17 protein-coding genes are annotated in these 17,480 nt (G+C 61.6%); 6 read left to right on the forward strand and 11 right to left on the reverse strand.

Annotated elements, in window-relative coordinates; translation table 11 throughout:
* Positions 1 to 209: 209 nt before the first annotated feature.
* The 7 genes from BMZ40_RS04445 to BMZ40_RS04475 all read right to left on the reverse strand — a co-directional run bounded on the left by BMZ40_RS04445 (position 210) and on the right by BMZ40_RS04475 (position 6,846).
* Positions 210 to 395 (reverse strand): hypothetical protein, encoded by a 186-nt coding sequence (locus BMZ40_RS04445; RefSeq protein ID WP_092372922.1) that lies wholly within the window; start codon positions 393 to 395, stop codon positions 210 to 212.
* A gap of 401 nt (positions 396 to 796) precedes the next feature.
* Positions 797 to 2,614: a glutamine--fructose-6-phosphate transaminase (isomerizing) gene (gene glmS, locus BMZ40_RS04450; RefSeq protein WP_092372923.1), complete on the reverse strand. Its 1,818-nt coding sequence runs from the start codon at positions 2,612 to 2,614 to the stop codon at positions 797 to 799.
* Between the two features lie 2 nt (positions 2,615 to 2,616).
* Positions 2,617 to 3,243, reverse strand: a complete 627-nt coding sequence (gene rdgB / locus BMZ40_RS04455; RefSeq protein WP_092372924.1) for an RdgB/HAM1 family non-canonical purine NTP pyrophosphatase — start codon at positions 3,241 to 3,243, stop codon at positions 2,617 to 2,619.
* A gap of 16 nt (positions 3,244 to 3,259) precedes the next feature.
* Entirely contained in the window at positions 3,260 to 4,099 is an 840-nt protein-coding gene (locus BMZ40_RS04460) for a HesA/MoeB/ThiF family protein (RefSeq protein ID WP_143075536.1), read from the reverse strand.
* Entirely contained in the window at positions 4,096 to 4,320 is a 225-nt protein-coding gene (locus tag BMZ40_RS04465; RefSeq protein ID WP_092373132.1) for a MoaD/ThiS family protein, read from the reverse strand. Before BMZ40_RS04465 ends, BMZ40_RS04460 begins: the two co-directional genes overlap by 4 nt.
* Before the next feature lie 2 nt (positions 4,321 to 4,322).
* Positions 4,323 to 6,113 carry a chloride channel protein gene (locus BMZ40_RS04470; protein ID WP_092372925.1) on the reverse strand — a complete coding sequence of 597 codons (1,791 nt, stop codon included), beginning with the start codon at positions 6,111 to 6,113 and terminating at the stop codon, positions 4,323 to 4,325.
* Between the two features lie 28 nt (positions 6,114 to 6,141).
* Positions 6,142 to 6,846: a molybdopterin-guanine dinucleotide biosynthesis protein MobB gene (locus BMZ40_RS04475; protein ID WP_092372926.1), complete on the reverse strand. Its 705-nt coding sequence runs from the start codon at positions 6,844 to 6,846 to the stop codon at positions 6,142 to 6,144.
* A 147-nt stretch (positions 6,847 to 6,993) separates the two neighbouring features.
* On the opposite strand from BMZ40_RS04475, the gene hisS reads away from it, so the two are divergent.
* Genes hisS through BMZ40_RS04505 form a run of 6 tightly spaced genes read left to right on the forward strand, consistent with a single transcriptional unit; the run spans position 6,994 to position 13,674 of the window.
* Positions 6,994 to 8,247: a histidine--tRNA ligase gene (hisS, locus tag BMZ40_RS04480; RefSeq protein ID WP_092372927.1), complete on the forward strand. Its 1,254-nt coding sequence runs from the start codon at positions 6,994 to 6,996 to the stop codon at positions 8,245 to 8,247.
* 50 nt (positions 8,248 to 8,297) lie between these two features.
* Entirely contained in the window at positions 8,298 to 10,094 is a 1,797-nt protein-coding gene (aspS, locus tag BMZ40_RS04485; protein WP_092372928.1) for an aspartate--tRNA ligase, read from the forward strand.
* Positions 10,095 to 10,099: 5 nt separating this feature from the next.
* A complete protein-coding gene (gene def / locus BMZ40_RS04490; RefSeq protein WP_092372929.1) occupies positions 10,100 to 10,612 on the forward strand; it encodes a peptide deformylase in 513 nt (170 codons plus the stop codon).
* Positions 10,585 to 11,589 carry a methionyl-tRNA formyltransferase gene (fmt, locus tag BMZ40_RS04495; RefSeq protein ID WP_092372930.1) on the forward strand — a complete coding sequence of 335 codons (1,005 nt, stop codon included), beginning with the start codon at positions 10,585 to 10,587 and terminating at the stop codon, positions 11,587 to 11,589. Before def ends, fmt begins: the two co-directional genes overlap by 28 nt.
* 4 nt (positions 11,590 to 11,593) lie before the next feature.
* A complete protein-coding gene (locus tag BMZ40_RS04500) occupies positions 11,594 to 12,400 on the forward strand; it encodes a DUF116 domain-containing protein (RefSeq protein ID WP_092372931.1) in 807 nt (268 codons plus the stop codon).
* Entirely contained in the window at positions 12,397 to 13,674 is a 1,278-nt protein-coding gene (locus BMZ40_RS04505; protein ID WP_092372932.1) for a transcription antitermination factor NusB, read from the forward strand. Before BMZ40_RS04500 ends, BMZ40_RS04505 begins: the two co-directional genes overlap by 4 nt.
* A 64-nt stretch (positions 13,675 to 13,738) precedes the next feature.
* Here BMZ40_RS04505 and BMZ40_RS04510 read toward each other — a convergent pair whose 3' ends face one another.
* From BMZ40_RS04510 to BMZ40_RS04525, 4 genes are all read right to left on the reverse strand, one after another.
* Positions 13,739 to 13,987, reverse strand: a complete 249-nt coding sequence (locus BMZ40_RS04510) for a hypothetical protein (RefSeq protein ID WP_092372933.1) — start codon at positions 13,985 to 13,987, stop codon at positions 13,739 to 13,741.
* A gap of 203 nt (positions 13,988 to 14,190) precedes the next feature.
* Entirely contained in the window at positions 14,191 to 15,099 is a 909-nt protein-coding gene (locus BMZ40_RS04515; RefSeq protein ID WP_092372934.1) for a dihydroorotate dehydrogenase, read from the reverse strand.
* A 2-nt stretch (positions 15,100 to 15,101) separates the two neighbouring features.
* On the reverse strand, positions 15,102 to 15,878 hold the full coding sequence (locus tag BMZ40_RS04520) for an iron-sulfur cluster-binding protein (RefSeq protein WP_092372935.1): 777 nt from the start codon (positions 15,876 to 15,878) through the stop codon (positions 15,102 to 15,104).
* Positions 15,875 to 17,476 carry a DNA repair protein RecN gene (locus BMZ40_RS04525; protein ID WP_092372936.1) on the reverse strand — a complete coding sequence of 534 codons (1,602 nt, stop codon included), beginning with the start codon at positions 17,474 to 17,476 and terminating at the stop codon, positions 15,875 to 15,877. The genes BMZ40_RS04520 and BMZ40_RS04525 overlap by 4 nt, the downstream gene beginning before the upstream one ends.
* Between the last annotated feature and the right edge of the window lie 4 nt (positions 17,477 to 17,480).

Below are 17,480 nucleotides of genomic sequence, written 5' to 3' on the forward strand. Positions count from 1 at the left end.
CAACGCACTGAAGACTTCTAGTCTCTTTCTTGAAGTCCTCAGCATGATTCGAATATTCTCAGACTTCACTGGTTCTCTATGACATGCATGTCTAGTATCAAGTCTGCGATATAACATAGTTTATATTTTTCATCTTCCGCCAGTTCTTTTTCATTTAGCCTGTACATAATATATTCTAAAATTAGTTTTTCCATTTTTGAACTCTTTTTTCAGTCTTCTTTGATTATCGCTACCAGAATAATTTTTCCTTTCTTCAGTCTTTTCGCATCTGCTTCAACCTGCCTGATAAAACTTGCACATTCTTGCTGTAAGCTCTTCTGGAATAATGAAAATACTCCAGACAGAATGTGATTACCTGATGCAGATATTTCTTTCTTTAGATCGTATTGATTCATAAGTACTCCTTTTCTGATTTGATTTCATAGATATTTATTGCGTCTATAAATGAATTTTTAGAAGAGAAGTTGAATCAATAGATAGTCATACAGCTATGCCCCACTCATAATCCAAAAACTGTATCCTATAATCGTTCATCCGGATGTTTCTTATGTCGTATTTCTTGCGTGTCATGTTCACTAGTTTCGGGTAATATTGGCGACCGCTCTGAGACATTATCCCGAGATTATTAAGAAAAAGGGCTATCCCGGTGTCGGAATAGCCCTTTGTGAATAGCTCGTTGATCAGTTGTAGTCTGTAATCTTGCCCGCCTGCGAGTCTGTTGATCGAAAGCGTTCTGGTGGCAACTACCGCTTTGAAATTACATGATAATCCTTGAAAACGGTTTGTTATAGGTAGACTACTCCACAGTCACGGATTTGGCCAAATTCCGGGGCTGGTCCACGTCCTTGCCCAGGTAGACGGCCATTTCATAAGCGAAAAGCTGCACTGCCGGCAGCACCAGAAAACTCTTCAGCGGGCCCCACATGTTCGGCAGGACCCATGGGTCCTCGACGGCAGGCGCGGCCCCGGGGTTGACCAGGGCGATGATCCGTCCGCCCCGGGCCTGCACTTCTTGCAGGTTCGAGGCCACCTTTTGCAGCAACTCGTCGCCCAGCGCCATGGCGAAGGTCGGGAAATGCTGGTCGATGAGAGCGATGGGGCCATGCTTCATCTCGCCGGAGGCGTACCCTTCCGCGTGGATGTAGGAAATCTCTTTAAGTTTCAGCGCACCCTCAAGGGCCAGGGGAAAGTTCAGTCCGCGCCCCAGAAAAAAGAAGCTGCGGGCGTCGGCGTAATCCTGGCTCAAGGCCTTGGCCTTCTCGCGGATGGTGGACAGTTCCGCCTCCAGCTGATCGGGGAGCAGGGGCAGATCGTGTAGACAGCGCTCCAGGATGTCACCCTGCAGCACGCCTTTGCGCACGCCCCAGGACAGGGTCATGAGCAGCAACAGGACCATCTGGCTGCACATGGCCTTGGTCGAGGCTACGCTGATCTCGGGTCCGGCCTGGGTGTACACGACCGAGTCGGACTCGCGCGCGATGGAAGACCCGACCACGTTGCACAGGCCGAGGATGGGCGCTCCCGCCTCGCGGGCGATGCGGATGGCGGCCAGGGTGTCGGCGGTCTCGCCGGACTGGCTGATGGTCAGGACCAGGTCGCCGGGCAGAAAGACGCTGTCGCGGTAGCGGAACTCCGAGGCGATCTCGACCTGCACGGGGATGCGGGCCCAGGATTCAAGCAGATACTTGGCCCACAACCCGGCATGATATGAGGTTCCGCAGGCCACTATGGTCAGGCGGCCGGGGATGTCCAGCGCATCGAGCTCGGGCAGCACGACCCGGCCCTTCTGGATGCGCCCGGTCAGGCAGTCGCGGATGACCTTGGGCTGCTCGAAGATCTCCTTGAGCATGAAATGCTTGAAGCCATCCTTCTGGGCGGCCTGCACATCCCAGGAGATGTGCTTCACTTCCTTGGTCTTGGGCTCAAGAGTCAAGGAATCGAAAACCTGCCAGGAACCGGCGTCGATCTCCACCAGCTCGCCGTTGTCCAGAAAAACCACCTCTCGGGTGTACGGCAGGAAGGCCGGAATGTCGGAAGCCAGGAAGTTCTCGCCGGTTCCGATGCCCATCAACAGCGGGCTGGCCTTGCGGCTGGCCCAGATCTTTCCGGGATGCTCGCGCGAAAGCAGGGCGAAGGCGTAGGCTCCGTCTATCCGGGAAAGCGCCCAGGAGATGCCGCGGCGCACGTCGCCGGTCAGATCGACGCCCTTGGCGATGACGTGCACCAGCACCTCGGTGTCCGTCTCGGACATGAAGACATGCCCCTCGGCCATGAGCTCGGCCTTGAGTTCGGCGTAGTTCTCGATGATCCCGTTATGGACCAGGGCGAACCGACAGTCCCCATCCATGTGCGGATGGGCGTTGCGCTCCACGGGCAGCCCGTGGGTGGCCCAGCGGGTGTGCCCTATGCCGCAGACGGAAGAGGCCGTGTCCAGCCCCGCGATCTTCTGGTCCAAGGCCCCGAGCTTGCCTTCGGCGCGGATGACACGCAGCCCCTGCGGCTCTTCGTAAGCCACCCCGGCCGAATCATAACCCCTGTATTCCAGGCGTCGCAGCCCTTCGACAATGGCCGGAATGGCCGGACGATGCCCCGTATATCCGATGATTCCGCACATGCTTATTTCTCCAGTTCCAGCTGAGCTTTTTTCCAGAATTCGGGCCAGCCGCGCAGCAGATCCCGCAGGGCAAGGCCGCGATGACTGCGCGCATTCTTGACCTGCGCTTCCATTTGTGCCGCCGTCACACCCAAGGTCTCGTCGAAAAATACAGGGTCATACCCGAAGCCGCCGCTGCCCGAAGGCGCCCAGGTCACGCGGCCCTGCCAGGCTCCCCGACCGATCAATTCCTCTCCGCCAGGGGTGGCGGCCAGCATGACGCAGGCGAAATGGCAGCCCCGTTCGGCATCCGGCACGCCCGCCAAAGCATCAAGCAGCTTGACCACGTTCTTTTCGTCCGTTGCGCCCTCGCCGCTGTAACGGGCGGAATAAACACCCGGAGCACCGCCAAGAGCGTCCACGGCCAAGCCGGAGTCGTCGGCCACGGCCACCAGCCCCGTTGCCTGGGCCACAGCCACGGCCTTGATGCGCGCGTTTTCCTCGAAAGTCACTCCCGTCTCGGGGATGTCCTTGATCATGGGGAAATCGGACAGTCCAAGAACCCGGATATCAGGCACCTGTTCGGCCAGCATGGCCGCCAATTCTCGGATCTTGCCCGCGTTGTTCGTCGCCAAAACGATTGTATTCATCTCATTGTCTCGTATCTTATTCAAGATCATAGATTTCAAAAGAAAAGGAGGCCAGATCGGCGTGCAGCATGCGCCCGGCCAACTGAAGCTCGCCCTTGAGCAGATAGCGGGAGGTTTCAGCCGCCATGAGCGCCGCTGCCAGCGAAACCGCCGGGGCCAGGCTGCCCAGGGTGTGCTCCGCGTCCGAAGCGCCGGGATCGGACCACATGCGCGAGATGCCCCGGCGCGCTTTAGTCTCGCTGCCCACCACCACCGTCCATCCGGCCACGGCTGCGGCCACGACCGGAATTCCAAGACCCAGCGCCACATCGTGCAGTGCGATACGCGGCTCTATCCCGCCCAGTGCATCGACGACCACCCCGATCCCTTGCAGGGCCTGGGGCAGATTGCTTCGGTCCAGAAACATCTCAAGCGCCCGCACTTCCACCAAGGGTGCAATGCGCGCCGCCCGCTCCACCGCGACCCTGGCCTTGTTGCGGCCCAGATCCGCCACGCTGGAGAGCAATTGCCTGTTGAGATTGCTCTCTTCGAAAACATCGCCGTCTGCAACGACTATGTGCCCCACGCCGAACCGGGCCAGCAGTTCAAGCACATACCCGCCCAGCCCTCCGGCCCCGACCAGCAGCACGGCCGAGTCCATGAGCGCTAGCTGTTCGGACCGGCTGATGCCGTGCCTGCTCTTGAGTAGCGGCAAGGGCGTGACGTCATGCGCCAGAGCCTGCCGCCCTCCCTGGGCCGGCGTCATGCCCTCGCGTTCGCACAACGCGCCAAGCTCCGCCAACGACACGGTGCGCACCCGCCGCTGGGCGTCATGGCCGCTTACCCGCTCAAGGCCGCGCGCAAACGAATCGCTCATCCCCCGCCCACCGCCGGAAAAATGCCCAGCTGATCGTCATCGGCCAGCACGGTATCGAGCCCCGCGCTCTTGCTGTTGACGAAGATCAGCTTCACATCCGCCTCCTTGAGCCCGACCAGGGTCATGGCGTCCATCACCGTCGCGCCGTCGGGCAACTGCAGGCTGCCGCCTTGCGGCGTATGGTCGCTGAGCGTCGCAAAACATTTGATCCGTATCTGCATGGTCACCCCTTTTCCTTGCGCTGGCGAAGCGCGCCCAGACGCCTGTTGTAAAAGTCGATGATGGTCCTCCTGCTGAGCATGCCCAGCACAATAGCGGGGTCATCATCCCGAACCACCGGTATGGAGTCAATATTCTTCACCGTCACCTTGGAAAGAACGGAATTGAGGTCCTCGTCAAGCGTGGTGGATATGACGCCCTTAGTACCCAATTCCGACATGACCACCAGGGAGTCAAGACCCGGTTCAAAAAGAAACTCGCGTACATCATTGACGGAGAAGATCCCGACCATGCGTTCGTCGCCATTCACCACGGGAAAATAGTGTTCCTTGGTGGTGCAAAAACGTTCCTTGAAGCGGGCCAGGGTCATATTCTGCGGAATGAGACAGGGCGGCGTAAGGCGGTCCTGCAATTCCTTTACTTTAAGCTTCTGCAGCACATCGACGAAGAGCGTCCCGGCATGCGCGGGAGAATCGACAGGCCCGTCCACCTGCGACGTGTAGATGGTCCAGCGCTTGGACAAAAGGTAGGTCAGGGAACAGACCAGCAGGCTCGGCAACAGCAACTGGTAGGAATTGCTCATCTCGCTGATGAAGATGATGGTTGAAATGGGAGTGTTGGACACTCCTGTGAAAAATCCGGCCATTCCCACCAGCACGAAGGCCGCGGGCTGCGGAACCACCGAGGGCATGAAATGATGAAAGAAAATCCCGACCAGCGCCCCGGCGGCGCCGCCGATCACCACGGAAGGACCAAACACGCCGCCAGAACCGCCGGAACCGATGGTCAGCGAAGTGGTCAGAATCTTGCCGAAACAGACCGTCCCCAGCAGCCATAGCGACGCGTCGCCATCCAGGGCCATCTGCACGAAACCGTACCCGAACCCCAGGGTCTGGGGCAGCCAGAAGCCGATCACTCCCACGGCAAGCCCCCCGAGGGCGGGGCGCAGGTGCCGGGGCATGCGCAGCGATCTGAAAAAGGCGGTGATGCGATGAAAGCTGGTCACGTAAAGCCAGCCCACGCCGGCCAGAACAACGGCCAGAACCGTATACGGACCCAGCGCCAGGGGGTTGGAGAACTCCATATGCGGAGCCCTGAAAAGATTCCCCCAGCCGAAAAACATGCAGAAAATGCAGTACGCCACCACCGAGGACAGGCCGGCAGGGATGATCACATCCCCCTCTATTTCAGGATCGCGATACAGCACCTCGGCCGCGAACAGCGCCCCGGCCAGAGGTGCCCTGAAAATGCTGCCCACTCCGGCGGCCATGCCCGCAGCCAGCATGATGCGCCGGTCCCGGTCCGAAAGCTTCAGCCGCGTAGCCAGGAAAGATCCGAAACCGGCCCCGATCTGGGCAATGGGGCCTTCGCGCCCCCCCGAGCCTCCGGAGGTCAGGGTTATGGCTGAGGCCAGGGTCTTGATGATGGGCACGCGCCCGCGAATGTGCCCTGCCTTGCGGTGGTATGCGTCGATGGCGCCGTCCGTGCCGTGCCCTTCGGCTTCCGGCGCAAACGTGTACACCAGCCAGCCGCTGACCAGGCCGCCCAAAGCCGGGAGCACGAGGAGCATGTACCTGTTGAACTCGTTCCCTGAACTGGGCAGCAGATGCCGCTCACCCGCCGGTGCAGGCGGATGGTAGCCGGCCAGCATGTCCATGAACAGAAAATTGCCGCCTTCGCACAATAGATGAAAAAGTACCGCCCCCAAGCCGCTGACCACGCCGATGAGCACAAAATTCAGGAGCCACCTGCCCATGGCCATGATCCGGTCGTATTCAGCCGGGTCTCTGCGCATGAATTCTCCTCGCCATTTGCTCGCGGGTTTATTCCAGGATGATTTCAACCTTCTGCCCAGGCACATTGCCCTTGAGCTCGGTCAAAAGTCCGCGAATGGTTCCCGTGACCAGCCTGTCCAGAAAAGGATTCAGTGCCAGACGCCTGCCTCCAATCCGGATGCAGAGTTTGGCGTGCATGGCCACGCAGAAATCCGCGTCGGCCTTGCCGGTCACGATTTCCCGCGCCAGTGCGAGGCAGGACTCCCTGCCGCATGCTCCGCAATCAAGCCCGGGCAGGGAAAAGGCCCGGCTGTCGGCCAGTGTGGCCAGGTCCGCCACGGAGTCGGCCTTGCGCACTCCGGGCAATGCTCCGGTTCCCCAGGAAGCCAGGGCCAGGCCATTGTCCAGCATGGACTCGTCTTCCCCGGAGCCAAGGGCCACGATCCGGGGCAGCCAGGTCAGGGACTTGCCGCCCTCGACCAGCACGATGTCCGCATCCAGCAGAGGCAAAATGTCCTGCAGCTGCCGCGCCGAATTCCAGAGCAAGGTAGTGGTCCTGGGACCGATGCCTGCAACGCTGACGCACTCCTGCGCAAAACGGGACGTATCCGTGCCATCGAGATCCAGCCCGTGATGGGTGAACTTGACCGCCGCCACTCTTCGTCCCCGCGCCGTCAATTCACGGGCCAGGTCGAGCACAAGAGTGGTCTTACCCGATTTCTTGAAACCCACCACTGAAACAGCCTTGAACATTGCCCCTCCGTCTTTGACAATCCTTCGTTCATCAATTACCCAATTCAATTTTCCCATGCGCATCGCCGCAAGTCCCGCCCCATCGCAAACGGAGCCTGGCTCAAGGCGCGCATCCCCCATCCCATTCGTCAAGGACAGATATTTTCTATGTCTAAAATTCAGAAAATTAAAGGCTTTTCTGACCTCTTCTGCCCGGAGAGCACGGTCCACACCCTGATGGAAAACCTGGCCCGCCAGGTTTTCGCCACATACGGTTGCCAGGAAGTGCGCGTGCCCATCCTGGAGAAAACAGAGCTTTTCGCCCGCTCCATCGGCGAAGAAACCGATGTCGTACAAAAGGAAATGTACACCTTCGCCGACCGCAAGGGACGCTCCCTGACCATGCGCCCCGAAGCCACGGCCGGAGTGTTGCGCGCCTTCATCGAATCCGGCCAGTGCGGGTCCGAAGGCACGACCAAGCTTTTTGCCTGCGGCCCCATGTTCCGTTACGAGCGCCCGCAGAAAGGCCGCCTGCGCCAGTTCCATCAGCTCGACGTCGAGGTTTTGGGCACGGACGCGCCCCAGGCCGACGCCGAAGTCGTGCTCATGCTCTGGACCTTCCTGTGCAAGCTGGGCCTGAAAAATCTTTCCCTGGAGCTCAACTCCCTGGGCTGCCCCGAGTGCCGGCCGGTCTTCCACCAGCGCCTGCGGGACTTCCTGGCCGGAGTTGACCAGTCCAAGCTGTGCGAGGACTGCAAGCGCCGCAGTGAAACCAACCCCCTGCGCGTCCTGGACTGCAAGGTCCCGGCCTGCAAGGAACTGGTCGAAGGCGCCCCCAGCATCGCCGACTCCCTGTGCCCCGGATGCGACGAACATTTCGCCCAGGTGCGCGACATCCTGGACAGCGCCGCCCTGCCCTACCGCCTGAACGAACGACTGGTGCGGGGCCTGGACTACTACCAGCGCACCACCTTCGAAGTCGTCTCCGGCGAGATCGGCGCCCAGACCGCCGTGGCCGGCGGAGGCCGTTACGACGGACTGATCAAGCAGCTCGGCGGCCCCGACCTGCCGGGCATCGGATTCGCCTGCGGCATGGAACGTCTGGCCCTGCTTTACGGCCAGGCCCAAATCCCGGCCCCGGACTTCTACCTGGCGGTGCTCGACTCCCGTGCACTGAACACGGCCCTGCTTCTGGCCCAGCGCATGCGCGAGCGGGGCTTCGCCGGAGAGGTATCCTTCGAGGCGCGCAGCATCAAGGCCCAGATGCGCCAGGCCAACAAGCTCGGCGTCAAGACCTGCCTCATCCTTGGACAGGACGAAATGGAGAAAGGACAGATCGTGGTCAAGGACATGGCCACGGGCGTGCAGAAGAATATCGGCCAGGATGACCTGGAGCAGGCCCTGGGTTTTCGCAAGCCCTAGGGCTTTACACACACAGTTTGCAGCTTATCGTACCCAAGCGAGGAACATATATGGATGACAGAAACACGGAACTCGGGATGGACTCCCTCGGCGACTGGCGCAGAACCCACACCTGCGCGGATCTCGGACCGGAAGAGCTGGGCCGGGAAACCTGCCTCATGGGCTGGGTACAGTACCGCCGCGACCACGGCGGACTGATTTTCATCGACCTGCGCGACCGCCACGGCCTGACCCAGGTTGTCTTCTCCCCCGAGGTCGCTCCCGAGGCGCACGCCCGCGCCCATGTGCTGCGCACGGAATTCGTGCTGGCCATCAAGGGCGTGGTCCGTGCACGCCCCGATGATATGGTCAATTCCAAGCTGGCCACGGGCGCCATCGAAGTCTACGTCACGGAGTTCAAGCTCCTGAACACGGCCAAGACTCCGCCCTTCCCCATTGAGGATCGCGTGGACGTCTCCGAGAACCTGCGCCTCAAGTACCGCTTTCTGGACCTGCGCCGCAAGGCCATGGCCGACAATCTCATCCTCAGGAGCCGCGTCTCCCAGTCCGTGCGACGCTATCTGGACGAGCTCGGCTTCCTTGAAATCGAGACCCCGGTCCTGACCAAGTCCACCCCCGAGGGCGCGCGCGACTTTCTGGTGCCGAGCCGCGTCAATCAGGGCCAATTCTATGCCCTGCCCCAGTCGCCCCAGCTCTTCAAGCAGCTCCTGATGTGCGGCGGGATGGACCGTTATTTCCAGATCGTCAAATGCTTCCGCGACGAAGACCTGCGCGCCGACCGCCAGCCCGAGTTCACCCAGATCGACATCGAGATGTCCTTTGTGGACGAAGAGCAGGTCATGGACATGGCCGAGGGCATGATCGCCCGCGTGCTGCGCGAGTCACTGGGCCAGGAGCTCGCCCTGCCCATCCCGCGCATGAAGTACGAGCAGGCCATGGCCGAATACGGCGTGGACAAGCCGGACATCCGCTTTGACCTGAAGCTCACCGACGTGACGGAAATCGTGCGCGGCTCGGAGTTCAAGCTCTTCGCCACGGCCGCCCTGATAAAAGCCCTGCCCGTCTCCGGCGGCGCCGAGCTTTCGCGCAAGGAGATCGACGACTACACCGAGTTCGTCAAGATCTACGGCGCCCAGGGCCTGGCCTGGATCAAGATCAAGGAGGACGGCTGGCAGTCCCCCATCGCCAAGTTCCTGAGCGATGCCGAACGGGCCGGACTGACCGAGGCCCTGGGCCTCAAGCCCGGCGACATCGTCTTCTTTCAGGCGGGTGCCCCGGACATGGTCAACAGCGCGCTCGGCAACCTGCGCCTAAGGCTCGGCGAGCGCTTCAGCCTCATCCCCGAAGGAACCTTCGCGCCCTTGTGGGTCACGGATTTCCCGCTCCTGGAATGGGACCCCGAGGCAAAGCGCTGGGTGGCCATGCATCATCCCTTCACCGCCCCCAAGGACATGGACGCACTGGCCTCCGATCCGGGGTCGGCGGTCGCCCGGGCCTATGACCTCGTGCTCAACGGCACCGAGGTCGGCGGCGGCTCCATTCGCATCCACAACCCCGAGATCCAGCAGCAGATGTTTGCCGCGCTCGGCATTGATGCCGAGGAGGCCCAGGCCAAATTCGGATTTCTGCTCGACGCCCTGGTCTTCGGCGCCCCGCCCCACGGCGGTATCGCCTTTGGCCTGGACCGTCTGATCATGCTCCTGACCGGAGCCAAGTCCATCCGCGACGTCATCGCCTTCCCCAAGACCCAAAAGGCGACCTGCCTCATGACCGAGGCCCCGTCGGCGGTCGAAAATACACAGTTGCGCGACCTGGGCCTGCGCCTGAGAGAAAAGCCCAAAGAGTAAACATCATGTCGAGATCGATCATTACCTATCCCCATCCAGTGCTGGCCAAAAAGGCCGCGCCAGTGACGGAGATCACGGACGAAATACGCGCCCTGGCCGCCGAGATGCTGGAAATCATGTATAATGACAAAGGCATCGGGCTGGCGGCCCCGCAAGTGGCGGAGAGCATCCGCCTCATTACCGTGGACCTTAGCGGGCCGGACAAGCGCGAAGACCCGCTGGTCTTCGTCAACCCCGTCCTGTCGAACCTCGAAGGCTCGGTGGAATCCGAGGAAGGATGCCTGTCCGTCGTCGGCTACCGCACCACGGTGAAACGCGCCGAGCGCCTGCACCTTTCCGCCACGGACCTGGACGGCAACCCGGTGGAGATGGATGCGGACGACCTCATGGCCATTTGCCTGCAACACGAAGTGGATCACCTCGATGGCGTGCTGTTCATCGACAAGATCAGCAAATTGAAACGCACCCTGTATGAAAGAAAGCTCAAAAAATGGCTGAAAGAGAAAAACGAAGATTGAAAGTGGTGTTCATGGGCACGCCGGATTTCGCGGCCGCGTCCCTGAAACATCTCCTTGACTGGGGCGGCTGCGACGTCGTTGGAGTCTACTGTCAGCCCGACCGCCCCTGCGGCCGGGGGCAGATCTGCACGCCCCCACCCGTCAAGCTGCTGGCCATGGAGTCGCGGCTCCCCGTATTCCAGCCACTGAACTTCAAGGAGCAGGCGGACGTGGACCAGCTCGCGGCCCTTGAGCCCGACCTCCTGCTCGTCGCGGCCTACGGACTGATCCTGCCCCGCACGGTACTTGAGATCCCAAGGCTCGGCGCCATCAACGTGCACGCCTCCCTGTTGCCCGAGTACCGGGGCGCGGCCCCCATCCAGCGTGCCATCATGGACGGACGGCCCGTGACGGGCATCACCATCATGCAGATGGAGGCAGGCCTCGACACCGGCGACATCCTGCTGCAGCGCAGCCGCGCCATAGGCATCATGGACACGGCCCAGACCCTGCACGACGAACTGGCCGAGATGGGCGGCAAGCTTCTTGTCGACGCTCTGGAAAAGATGGATCAGGGACGCCTCGTGCGCATCCCCCAGGACCACGCCCGGGCCTCCTATGCGGCGAAGCTTACCAAGGAAGAGGGGCGCATCGACTGGAACCGGCCCGTGCTGGACGTGCACAACCGCATCCGCGGCCTTTTCCCCTGGCCCGGCTCCTGGTTCGACTGGGACGGCATGCCCGGCAAGACCCTGCGCCTGACCGTGCACCCGGGAACTATCGGCGACCCGCTGCCCGAAGGCGTGCAGCCTGGTGAAATCCACGGCGTGGCCGACGACAGCGTGCTCATCGCCTGCGCCGACCGTCTGTATGCAGTGCCGGTCATCAAGCCTGCAAACAGCAAGCCCCTGCGGGGCCGGGAGTTCTACTGCGGCTACCTGAGCCGCTGCTCCGGCGACCATCTGCTCAAACCCGAACCAACCTGCCCGGGCGAATAATTCCATGGCCAGTCCCAAGAGCGCCAAAACAAGAAGCCCATTGGAACAGGAGATCCGGGATTCCTTTAAGACCCGCAAGCGTGTCTTCATCGGTCTGATCACTGGCTCTTCGGTGCTGATCTGCCTCTTTTTGGCCATGGTCTGGTTCATCCCCTTTGTCGGGCTGACCACCATCCATCCCGCCGCACCCTGGGTTTTCGGCTTCATCACCGTCGCCCTGATCCTGGCCATAGGCTGGGCGGCCCTGGCCCTGGTCCTGAACATCCTGCTCGGCCGCCCCGTGCTCTTCGCCAAGCGCCTGCGCGGCATCACGGTCAAGCTCTTCCTGCCGCTCATGACCCTGCTGGGACGTGCGGTGGGCATCCCGAAACAGACGGTGCGGGCCTCCTTCATCAAGGTTAACAACGAGCTGGTCCGGGGCGAAGGGCACCGCTACCCCGCCGACAGACTTCTGCTGCTCATGCCCCACTGCATCCAGAACAGCCGCTGCAAGTATCGGCTGACCTACGACATCGACAACTGCAAGCGCTGCGGCGAATGCGCCCTGGCGGGCTTGCTGAACCTGCGCGACAAATACGGCATCAAGCTTGCCGTGGCCACGGGCGGGACCATCGCACGGCGCATCGTGGTTCAGCATCGGCCCAAGCTCATCATCGCAGTGGCCTGCGAGCGCGACCTGGCCAGCGGCATCCAGGACACCCACCCGCTACCCGTTTACGGCATCCTGAACTCCCGCCCCTTCGGCCCCTGCCTGGATACCGACGTCGCCCTGGACAAGGTCGAGTGGGCCATCAAAGAATTTCTGGCATGAGCACGCCCTCGGCCCGCCGCCTGGCCATGGACATCCTGCGCCGCACCCTGGACAACAACCAGGATCTGCAGGCCGCCGTGGACGACGTACTGTCCGCGGCGGCCGCGTCCCCACAGGACAAGGGCCTGGCCACGGAACTGGCCTACGGCTATCTGCGCATGCGCGGACGCATAGATTTTCTTCTCTCCCAGTTGCTAAAAAACCCGGTCCAGACCTCTCCCGTCATGAAACGCATTCTCGGAGTGGCGATGTACGAGCTCCTTTTCCTGAGCCGCATCCCCGATTACGCGACCCTGGACTGGGCCGTGACCCTGGTGCGCGAGCGACTGAACCAGACCATGGGCAAAGTTGCCAATGGCGTGCTGCGAAGTCTTCTGCGCCTTGGGCTGGCCGTGCGCTTCGAGGATTATTACCAGACCAAGACCGCCGGTCACGACCAGTTCCTTTCCGCCTGGTATTCCTGCCCGAAGTGGCTGGTGCGTATGTGGCTGAACAGTTACGGCAAGGAGCGGACCCAGGCCTTCCTGCAGGCAACGCTCACCGCCCCGCCGCTGGGAGTCAGAATCAACCGCGGGCACGCCCGGGCGGAAGAGCTGCGAAGCAATCTGCAGCCTCTGAAACTGGATTCCTCGAATTGGGGATTTGCCGTGACGCAGTGGCCGGAATTCCTGCAACAGGCAGTTAGCGAGGGGGCGGCGACCCGTCAGAGCCTTGCCGCACAAAAAATCATGGACTTCCTTGGCGTTGACCATTGGCCGTCCCCCGTGCTCGACGCCTGCGCCGGTCGCGGCGGCAAGACGTACCTGGTGGCCGAACGGGGCAAAAGCGTCTGGGCGTCGGATGTCAATGTCTTTCGTCTGAGGCAGCTAAAGGCCGAAGGCGCGCGGCTTGGCTTTGACATCCCGGCATTCCGGACCCAGGGGCAAGGCCCATATCCCCTGCGGCAGATGCCCCGCACCGTGTTTCTCGATGTGCCCTGCTCGGGCCTTGGCGTTCTCTCCCGGCGGCCCGACATCAAGTGGAAGCGTACCGCATCCGATTGTGCAGGGCTGGTCGCCCTGCAGGGAGAAATTCTGAGGGCTGCGGGCGATATCATCACGTCGGGAGGATGCCTGGTCTACGTGACCTGCACGCTCAATCCCGAAGAAAACGAGAAGCAGATCGAACGTTTCACCCGCGACAACCCCGCTTTCACCTGCCTGCGCCAATCGACAAGCGATCCAGCGGAAGGATTGGGTGAATTTTTCTACGGCGCGGTCCTGCGTAAAAGCTGAAAAAGGCCGCCCCCGCATCTTCGCTCAAGGCAAAAGGCGCGGACAAAGAGACCTCTCCGCCATGCTACTCCGGCTTTCTGGCCCGCCGATGGAACTCCTTGACCAGAATCTTTTCCAGACATTCTCGGCAAATATCGGTGTTGTTGCTGTTCTGGAGCTTCATCTCGATGACCGGATTCATCTTTCCGAGCTGCCCGCCGAGGCGAGTCAGATTGGCTGGGTCCTCAATGACCAGGGTGTAGCGTTCCTCGTAGATTCCATCCTTGAGGCCCTGGATTTCCACACTGCAGATGTCGCAGAATCTCTTGATCATCCCTTCCCTCCTTGGGTGATGCCTCGTTAACGGGCGACGCGCTCAGTAAGGCATGGATCCCCGCCTTCGCGGGGATGACGTCACGATATGCGGTCATGCCTTTTCCCACAGATGGGCAAGCGGCTGACGTAACGCAGGTCACCCATGTCATTCCCGCGAAGGCGGGAATCCATGCATTTCTCTGAGTACTCCTCTGCAACCGCTCAAACCTGAAGCGTCCCCCGATAGTCATCCCACGACGTTATCCCCAGGGACTCGGCCAGTACCCGCACTTCTTCAACCAGGCGGAAGGCGTTGTCGGGGCGCATGAAATTGTAGGTGCCGATCTGCACCGCATGCGCGCCGACCAGGATGAATTCCAGCACATCCTCGGCGCTGGTGATTCCGCCCATGCCGATGATCGGCACATCCACGGCCTGCGCCACCTGATGGACCATGCGCAGAGCCACAGGCTTGATGGCCGGGCCGGACAGCCCCCCGACCACGTTGGCCAGACGGCTCCTGCGCGTACGGATGTCGACGGACATGCCCGAGAGAGTGTTTATGAGCGAGAGCATGTCCGCCCCCGCGTCCACGGCAGCCTTGGCGATGACCCGCACATCGGTCACGTTGGGGCTCAGCTTGACGATGACCGGCTTGGATCCGGAGCGTTTCTTGACCGCGCCGACGACAGCCGCCGCCATGTGCGGATCCTGGCCGAACTGGACTCCGCCTTCGCGAACATTGGGGCACGAGATATTGACCTCAAGGGCCGCGATCTTGTCCTCGGTCGCAAAAATGCCAGCCAGCTCGCCGAAGTCCTCGGGGGTCTGGGCGTAGAGATTGGCAATGAGCGTCGCCCCGGCCGGGATGTAGGGCAGTTTCTCCTTCAGGAATTTTTCCACGCCCACGTTCTGCAGGCCGATGGCATTGAGCATGCCACACGGAGTCTCGGCTATGCGCGGCATGGGATTGCCCGCGCGCGGAGCCAGGGAGATGCCCTTGAGGCAGATCGCGCCGATGGCGGACAGGTCGCCGTAACGCATGAATTCAAGGCCGTACCCGAAGGTGCCGGATGCGGTGATAACTGGATTCTTGAGGGTCAGGGGGCCAAGCTGTACTTTCTGATCCATGACTATACCCCCAGCTCGATGTCGCGCACGTCGAAGACGGGACCATGCACGCAGCTTTGCACGTAGTCCCCGGCCGTGGTCTTGCAGACGCAACCAAGGCACGCCCCCACACCGCAGCCCATGCGATTTTCAAGGGAAACCTGACCGTCCGTGCCGTGCATAAGACAGTACTTGCGCACGACCTTGAGCATGGGCTCCGGCCCGCAGGCCAGCACCTGTCCCACACCGGCCAGGGCCTTGATGCGCTCCGAGAGCACCGTCTCGAACTGGGCGATGTCGGCCGGGGTTTTCTGCTGCATGGCCTCGCTTTTGATGCGGGCCGCTATCTCGGCGTACGGATAATGTTCAAGGTCAAGGCGATGCCCGAAGAGCATGGACAGATTGTCCGTGCGCTCGCGCCGGGCAAGCATGACAAAGGGGGCGATGCCCACTCCTCCGGCCAGGATCAGGTTGGGACGGGCCTCGTCGATGCGGAACCAGCGCCCAAGCGGGCCCCAGACCGTGACTTTCTGTCCGGGCTCGAGCTCAGCGAGCTTGCGCGTGCCGCGTCCCACGGTCTGAAAAATGATGCGCAAGCCCTTGTCGGACACGTCGCAGACGGAAAAGGGACGCGGCCAGACCAGCTCCACGCCCCAATGCGCGGGGCGTATCATGACGAACTGCCCAGGCTTGCAAGTCCAGCCCGGCGCAGCGAGAACAAGGTCGATGAGGGTGGGATCGCTTCCGGGACGGCAGGACAGAACCTCCAGATCCCGGCACGGTGTTTGACTGTCGATCATATGAAATTCCCGGACGCTTGTCCTGACTCATGGGTGATTGGTGGAGCCTCGCCCACCATGCGGGCCAGCTCGGCCTGACGCTCGGCTGGGGAGAGGCTTGTGCACAAGGTGTAGGTCACGCCTTCGTGAACTTCCTTGCGGATGGCGAAATGTTCATCGGCCAACCGGGCCAGTTGCGGCCAGTGGGTGATCAGGATGACCTGCTGGCGCGCGGACAAAAGGCGGATGCGCTCGGCGACCTTGATCAGGGTCTGCCCGCCTATACCCGAATCGACCTCGTCGAAAAGCAGGGCCGGGAGCTGATCCCTGGCCCGCAGGCTGACCACGGCCAGCAGAAAACGGGACAGCTCGCCCCCCGAGGCGATGCGATCAAGGGGCTGGGCATCGAGACCGGGGTTGGGCACCCATAAAAACCGGGGCCTGAGTTCGTCAATCCCCGCATGGATGGTCAGGGTCCGAAAATCGACCAGCACCCGCAAATGCTCCGAAAATCCCAGATTGACGAGCTCGCTCTTGAGCCCTGCGGTCAGGTCCACGGAGGCCGCCTCCCGCGCGGAATTCAGCGCCGCCGTGGCCAGCCCCAGGGCCTTCGCTGCCTGAACCTCGTCCTTTTCCAGACGTTGCAAGGCAAGGCCGCTTTCGTCCAGGAAGGACAGATTTTCCTCGATCTCCTCGCCAAGCGCCACGATGGAATCCAGGGATCGCTTGAGCTTGCGCTGCAGCTGTTGCAACTCCCACAGACGCTTCTCCACTTTTTCGGCATCGAAATCCGCGTTCCGGTCCGAACCGAGGGCACGCAGGTCGCGCACCATGTCGGACAGGCCATCGCGAAAACGCCCGACCTCCCTGGCATGCTCGCCAAATCCCTCGTCCGCCTCGCCCAGTCCGGCCAGCGTCCGCTCCAGAGACGTCAGAACGTCCTGCAGCCCGTTCTCGCCCAGCAGCAGCCCCTGGGCCTCATCGGCCAGCGCATGGGTCTTCTCGGCCTGACGGGAAGCATCGCGCAGTCGCAGCAGCTCCTCTTCCTCGCCGGGACGGGGGTCCACCTTGCGAATCTCGGCCAATTGAAATTCCAGAAATTCGCGCCGCTCCAGCAGCCCGGCCATGCGCCGCTGCACCTCGGCCTTGCGCGCCAGAATGGCCTGCAAGGCCTCGCGGGCCTCGCGCTGGGAAACAAGGATTTGCGGGTCCGCCAGAAACGCATCCAGGATCTCGACATGATGTTCCGGCGAAAGCAGACGCTGCTGACCGTGCTGGCTGGTGTGCATCAGGAGGCGGGGGCGAAGCTCGGCCAGGCGTTCCTGGGAACCCAGGTCGTCGTTGATGAAGAGGCGGCTGCGGCCGGTCTTGGCGGAGAGCTCGCGGCGCAGGAAAAGTTCCTCGCCGTCAAGGTGGAACACGGCCTCGACCAGGGCCTTTTCACGGCCAGGGCGGACCAGGTCGGCAGCGATGCGCTCGCCGAGGATGAAATCCAGAGCGCGAAGGATGAAAGACTTGCCCGCGCCGGATTCGCCCGTGAGCACGTTCAGTCCCGGACAAAATTCAAGCTCGACATCGTCGATGAGGGCCAGATTCCGAATGCGCAGTGTTTCGAGCATATCC

The sequence above is a fragment of the Desulfomicrobium apsheronum genome (genome assembly GCF_900114115.1).
Classification (GTDB): Bacteria; Desulfobacterota; Desulfovibrionia; order Desulfovibrionales; family Desulfomicrobiaceae; genus Desulfomicrobium; species Desulfomicrobium apsheronum.

What these genes read in the sequence shown, in the direction of transcription:
- aspS (WP_092372928.1), top strand. Translation starts at nt 8,298, where the DNA reads ATGGATGACAGAAACACGGAACTCGGGATGGACTCCCTCGGCGACTGG.
- BMZ40_RS04475 (WP_092372926.1), bottom strand. Translation starts at nt 6,846, where the DNA reads ATGTTCAAGGCTGTTTCAGTGGTGGGTTTCAAGAAATCGGGTAAGACC.
- BMZ40_RS04515 (WP_092372934.1), bottom strand. Translation starts at nt 15,099, where the DNA reads ATGGATCAGAAAGTACAGCTTGGCCCCCTGACCCTCAAGAATCCAGTT.
- rdgB (WP_092372924.1), bottom strand. Translation starts at nt 3,243, where the DNA reads ATGAATACAATCGTTTTGGCGACGAACAACGCGGGCAAGATCCGAGAA.
- fmt (WP_092372930.1), top strand. Translation starts at nt 10,585, where the DNA reads ATGGCTGAAAGAGAAAAACGAAGATTGAAAGTGGTGTTCATGGGCACG.
- def (WP_092372929.1), top strand. Translation starts at nt 10,100, where the DNA reads ATGTCGAGATCGATCATTACCTATCCCCATCCAGTGCTGGCCAAAAAG.
- glmS (WP_092372923.1), bottom strand. Translation starts at nt 2,614, where the DNA reads ATGTGCGGAATCATCGGATATACGGGGCATCGTCCGGCCATTCCGGCC.
- BMZ40_RS04460 (WP_143075536.1), bottom strand. Translation starts at nt 4,099, where the DNA reads ATGAGCGATTCGTTTGCGCGCGGCCTTGAGCGGGTAAGCGGCCATGAC.
- BMZ40_RS04445 (WP_092372922.1), bottom strand. Translation starts at nt 395, where the DNA reads ATGAATCAATACGATCTAAAGAAAGAAATATCTGCATCAGGTAATCAC.
- BMZ40_RS04470 (WP_092372925.1), bottom strand. Translation starts at nt 6,113, where the DNA reads ATGCGCAGAGACCCGGCTGAATACGACCGGATCATGGCCATGGGCAGG.
- BMZ40_RS04505 (WP_092372932.1), top strand. Translation starts at nt 12,397, where the DNA reads ATGAGCACGCCCTCGGCCCGCCGCCTGGCCATGGACATCCTGCGCCGC.
- BMZ40_RS04525 (WP_092372936.1), bottom strand. Translation starts at nt 17,476, where the DNA reads ATGCTCGAAACACTGCGCATTCGGAATCTGGCCCTCATCGACGATGTC.
- hisS (WP_092372927.1), top strand. Translation starts at nt 6,994, where the DNA reads ATGTCTAAAATTCAGAAAATTAAAGGCTTTTCTGACCTCTTCTGCCCG.
- BMZ40_RS04510 (WP_092372933.1), bottom strand. Translation starts at nt 13,987, where the DNA reads ATGATCAAGAGATTCTGCGACATCTGCAGTGTGGAAATCCAGGGCCTC.
- BMZ40_RS04500 (WP_092372931.1), top strand. Translation starts at nt 11,594, where the DNA reads ATGGCCAGTCCCAAGAGCGCCAAAACAAGAAGCCCATTGGAACAGGAG.
- BMZ40_RS04520 (WP_092372935.1), bottom strand. Translation starts at nt 15,878, where the DNA reads ATGATCGACAGTCAAACACCGTGCCGGGATCTGGAGGTTCTGTCCTGC.
- BMZ40_RS04465 (WP_092373132.1), bottom strand. Translation starts at nt 4,320, where the DNA reads ATGCAGATACGGATCAAATGTTTTGCGACGCTCAGCGACCATACGCCG.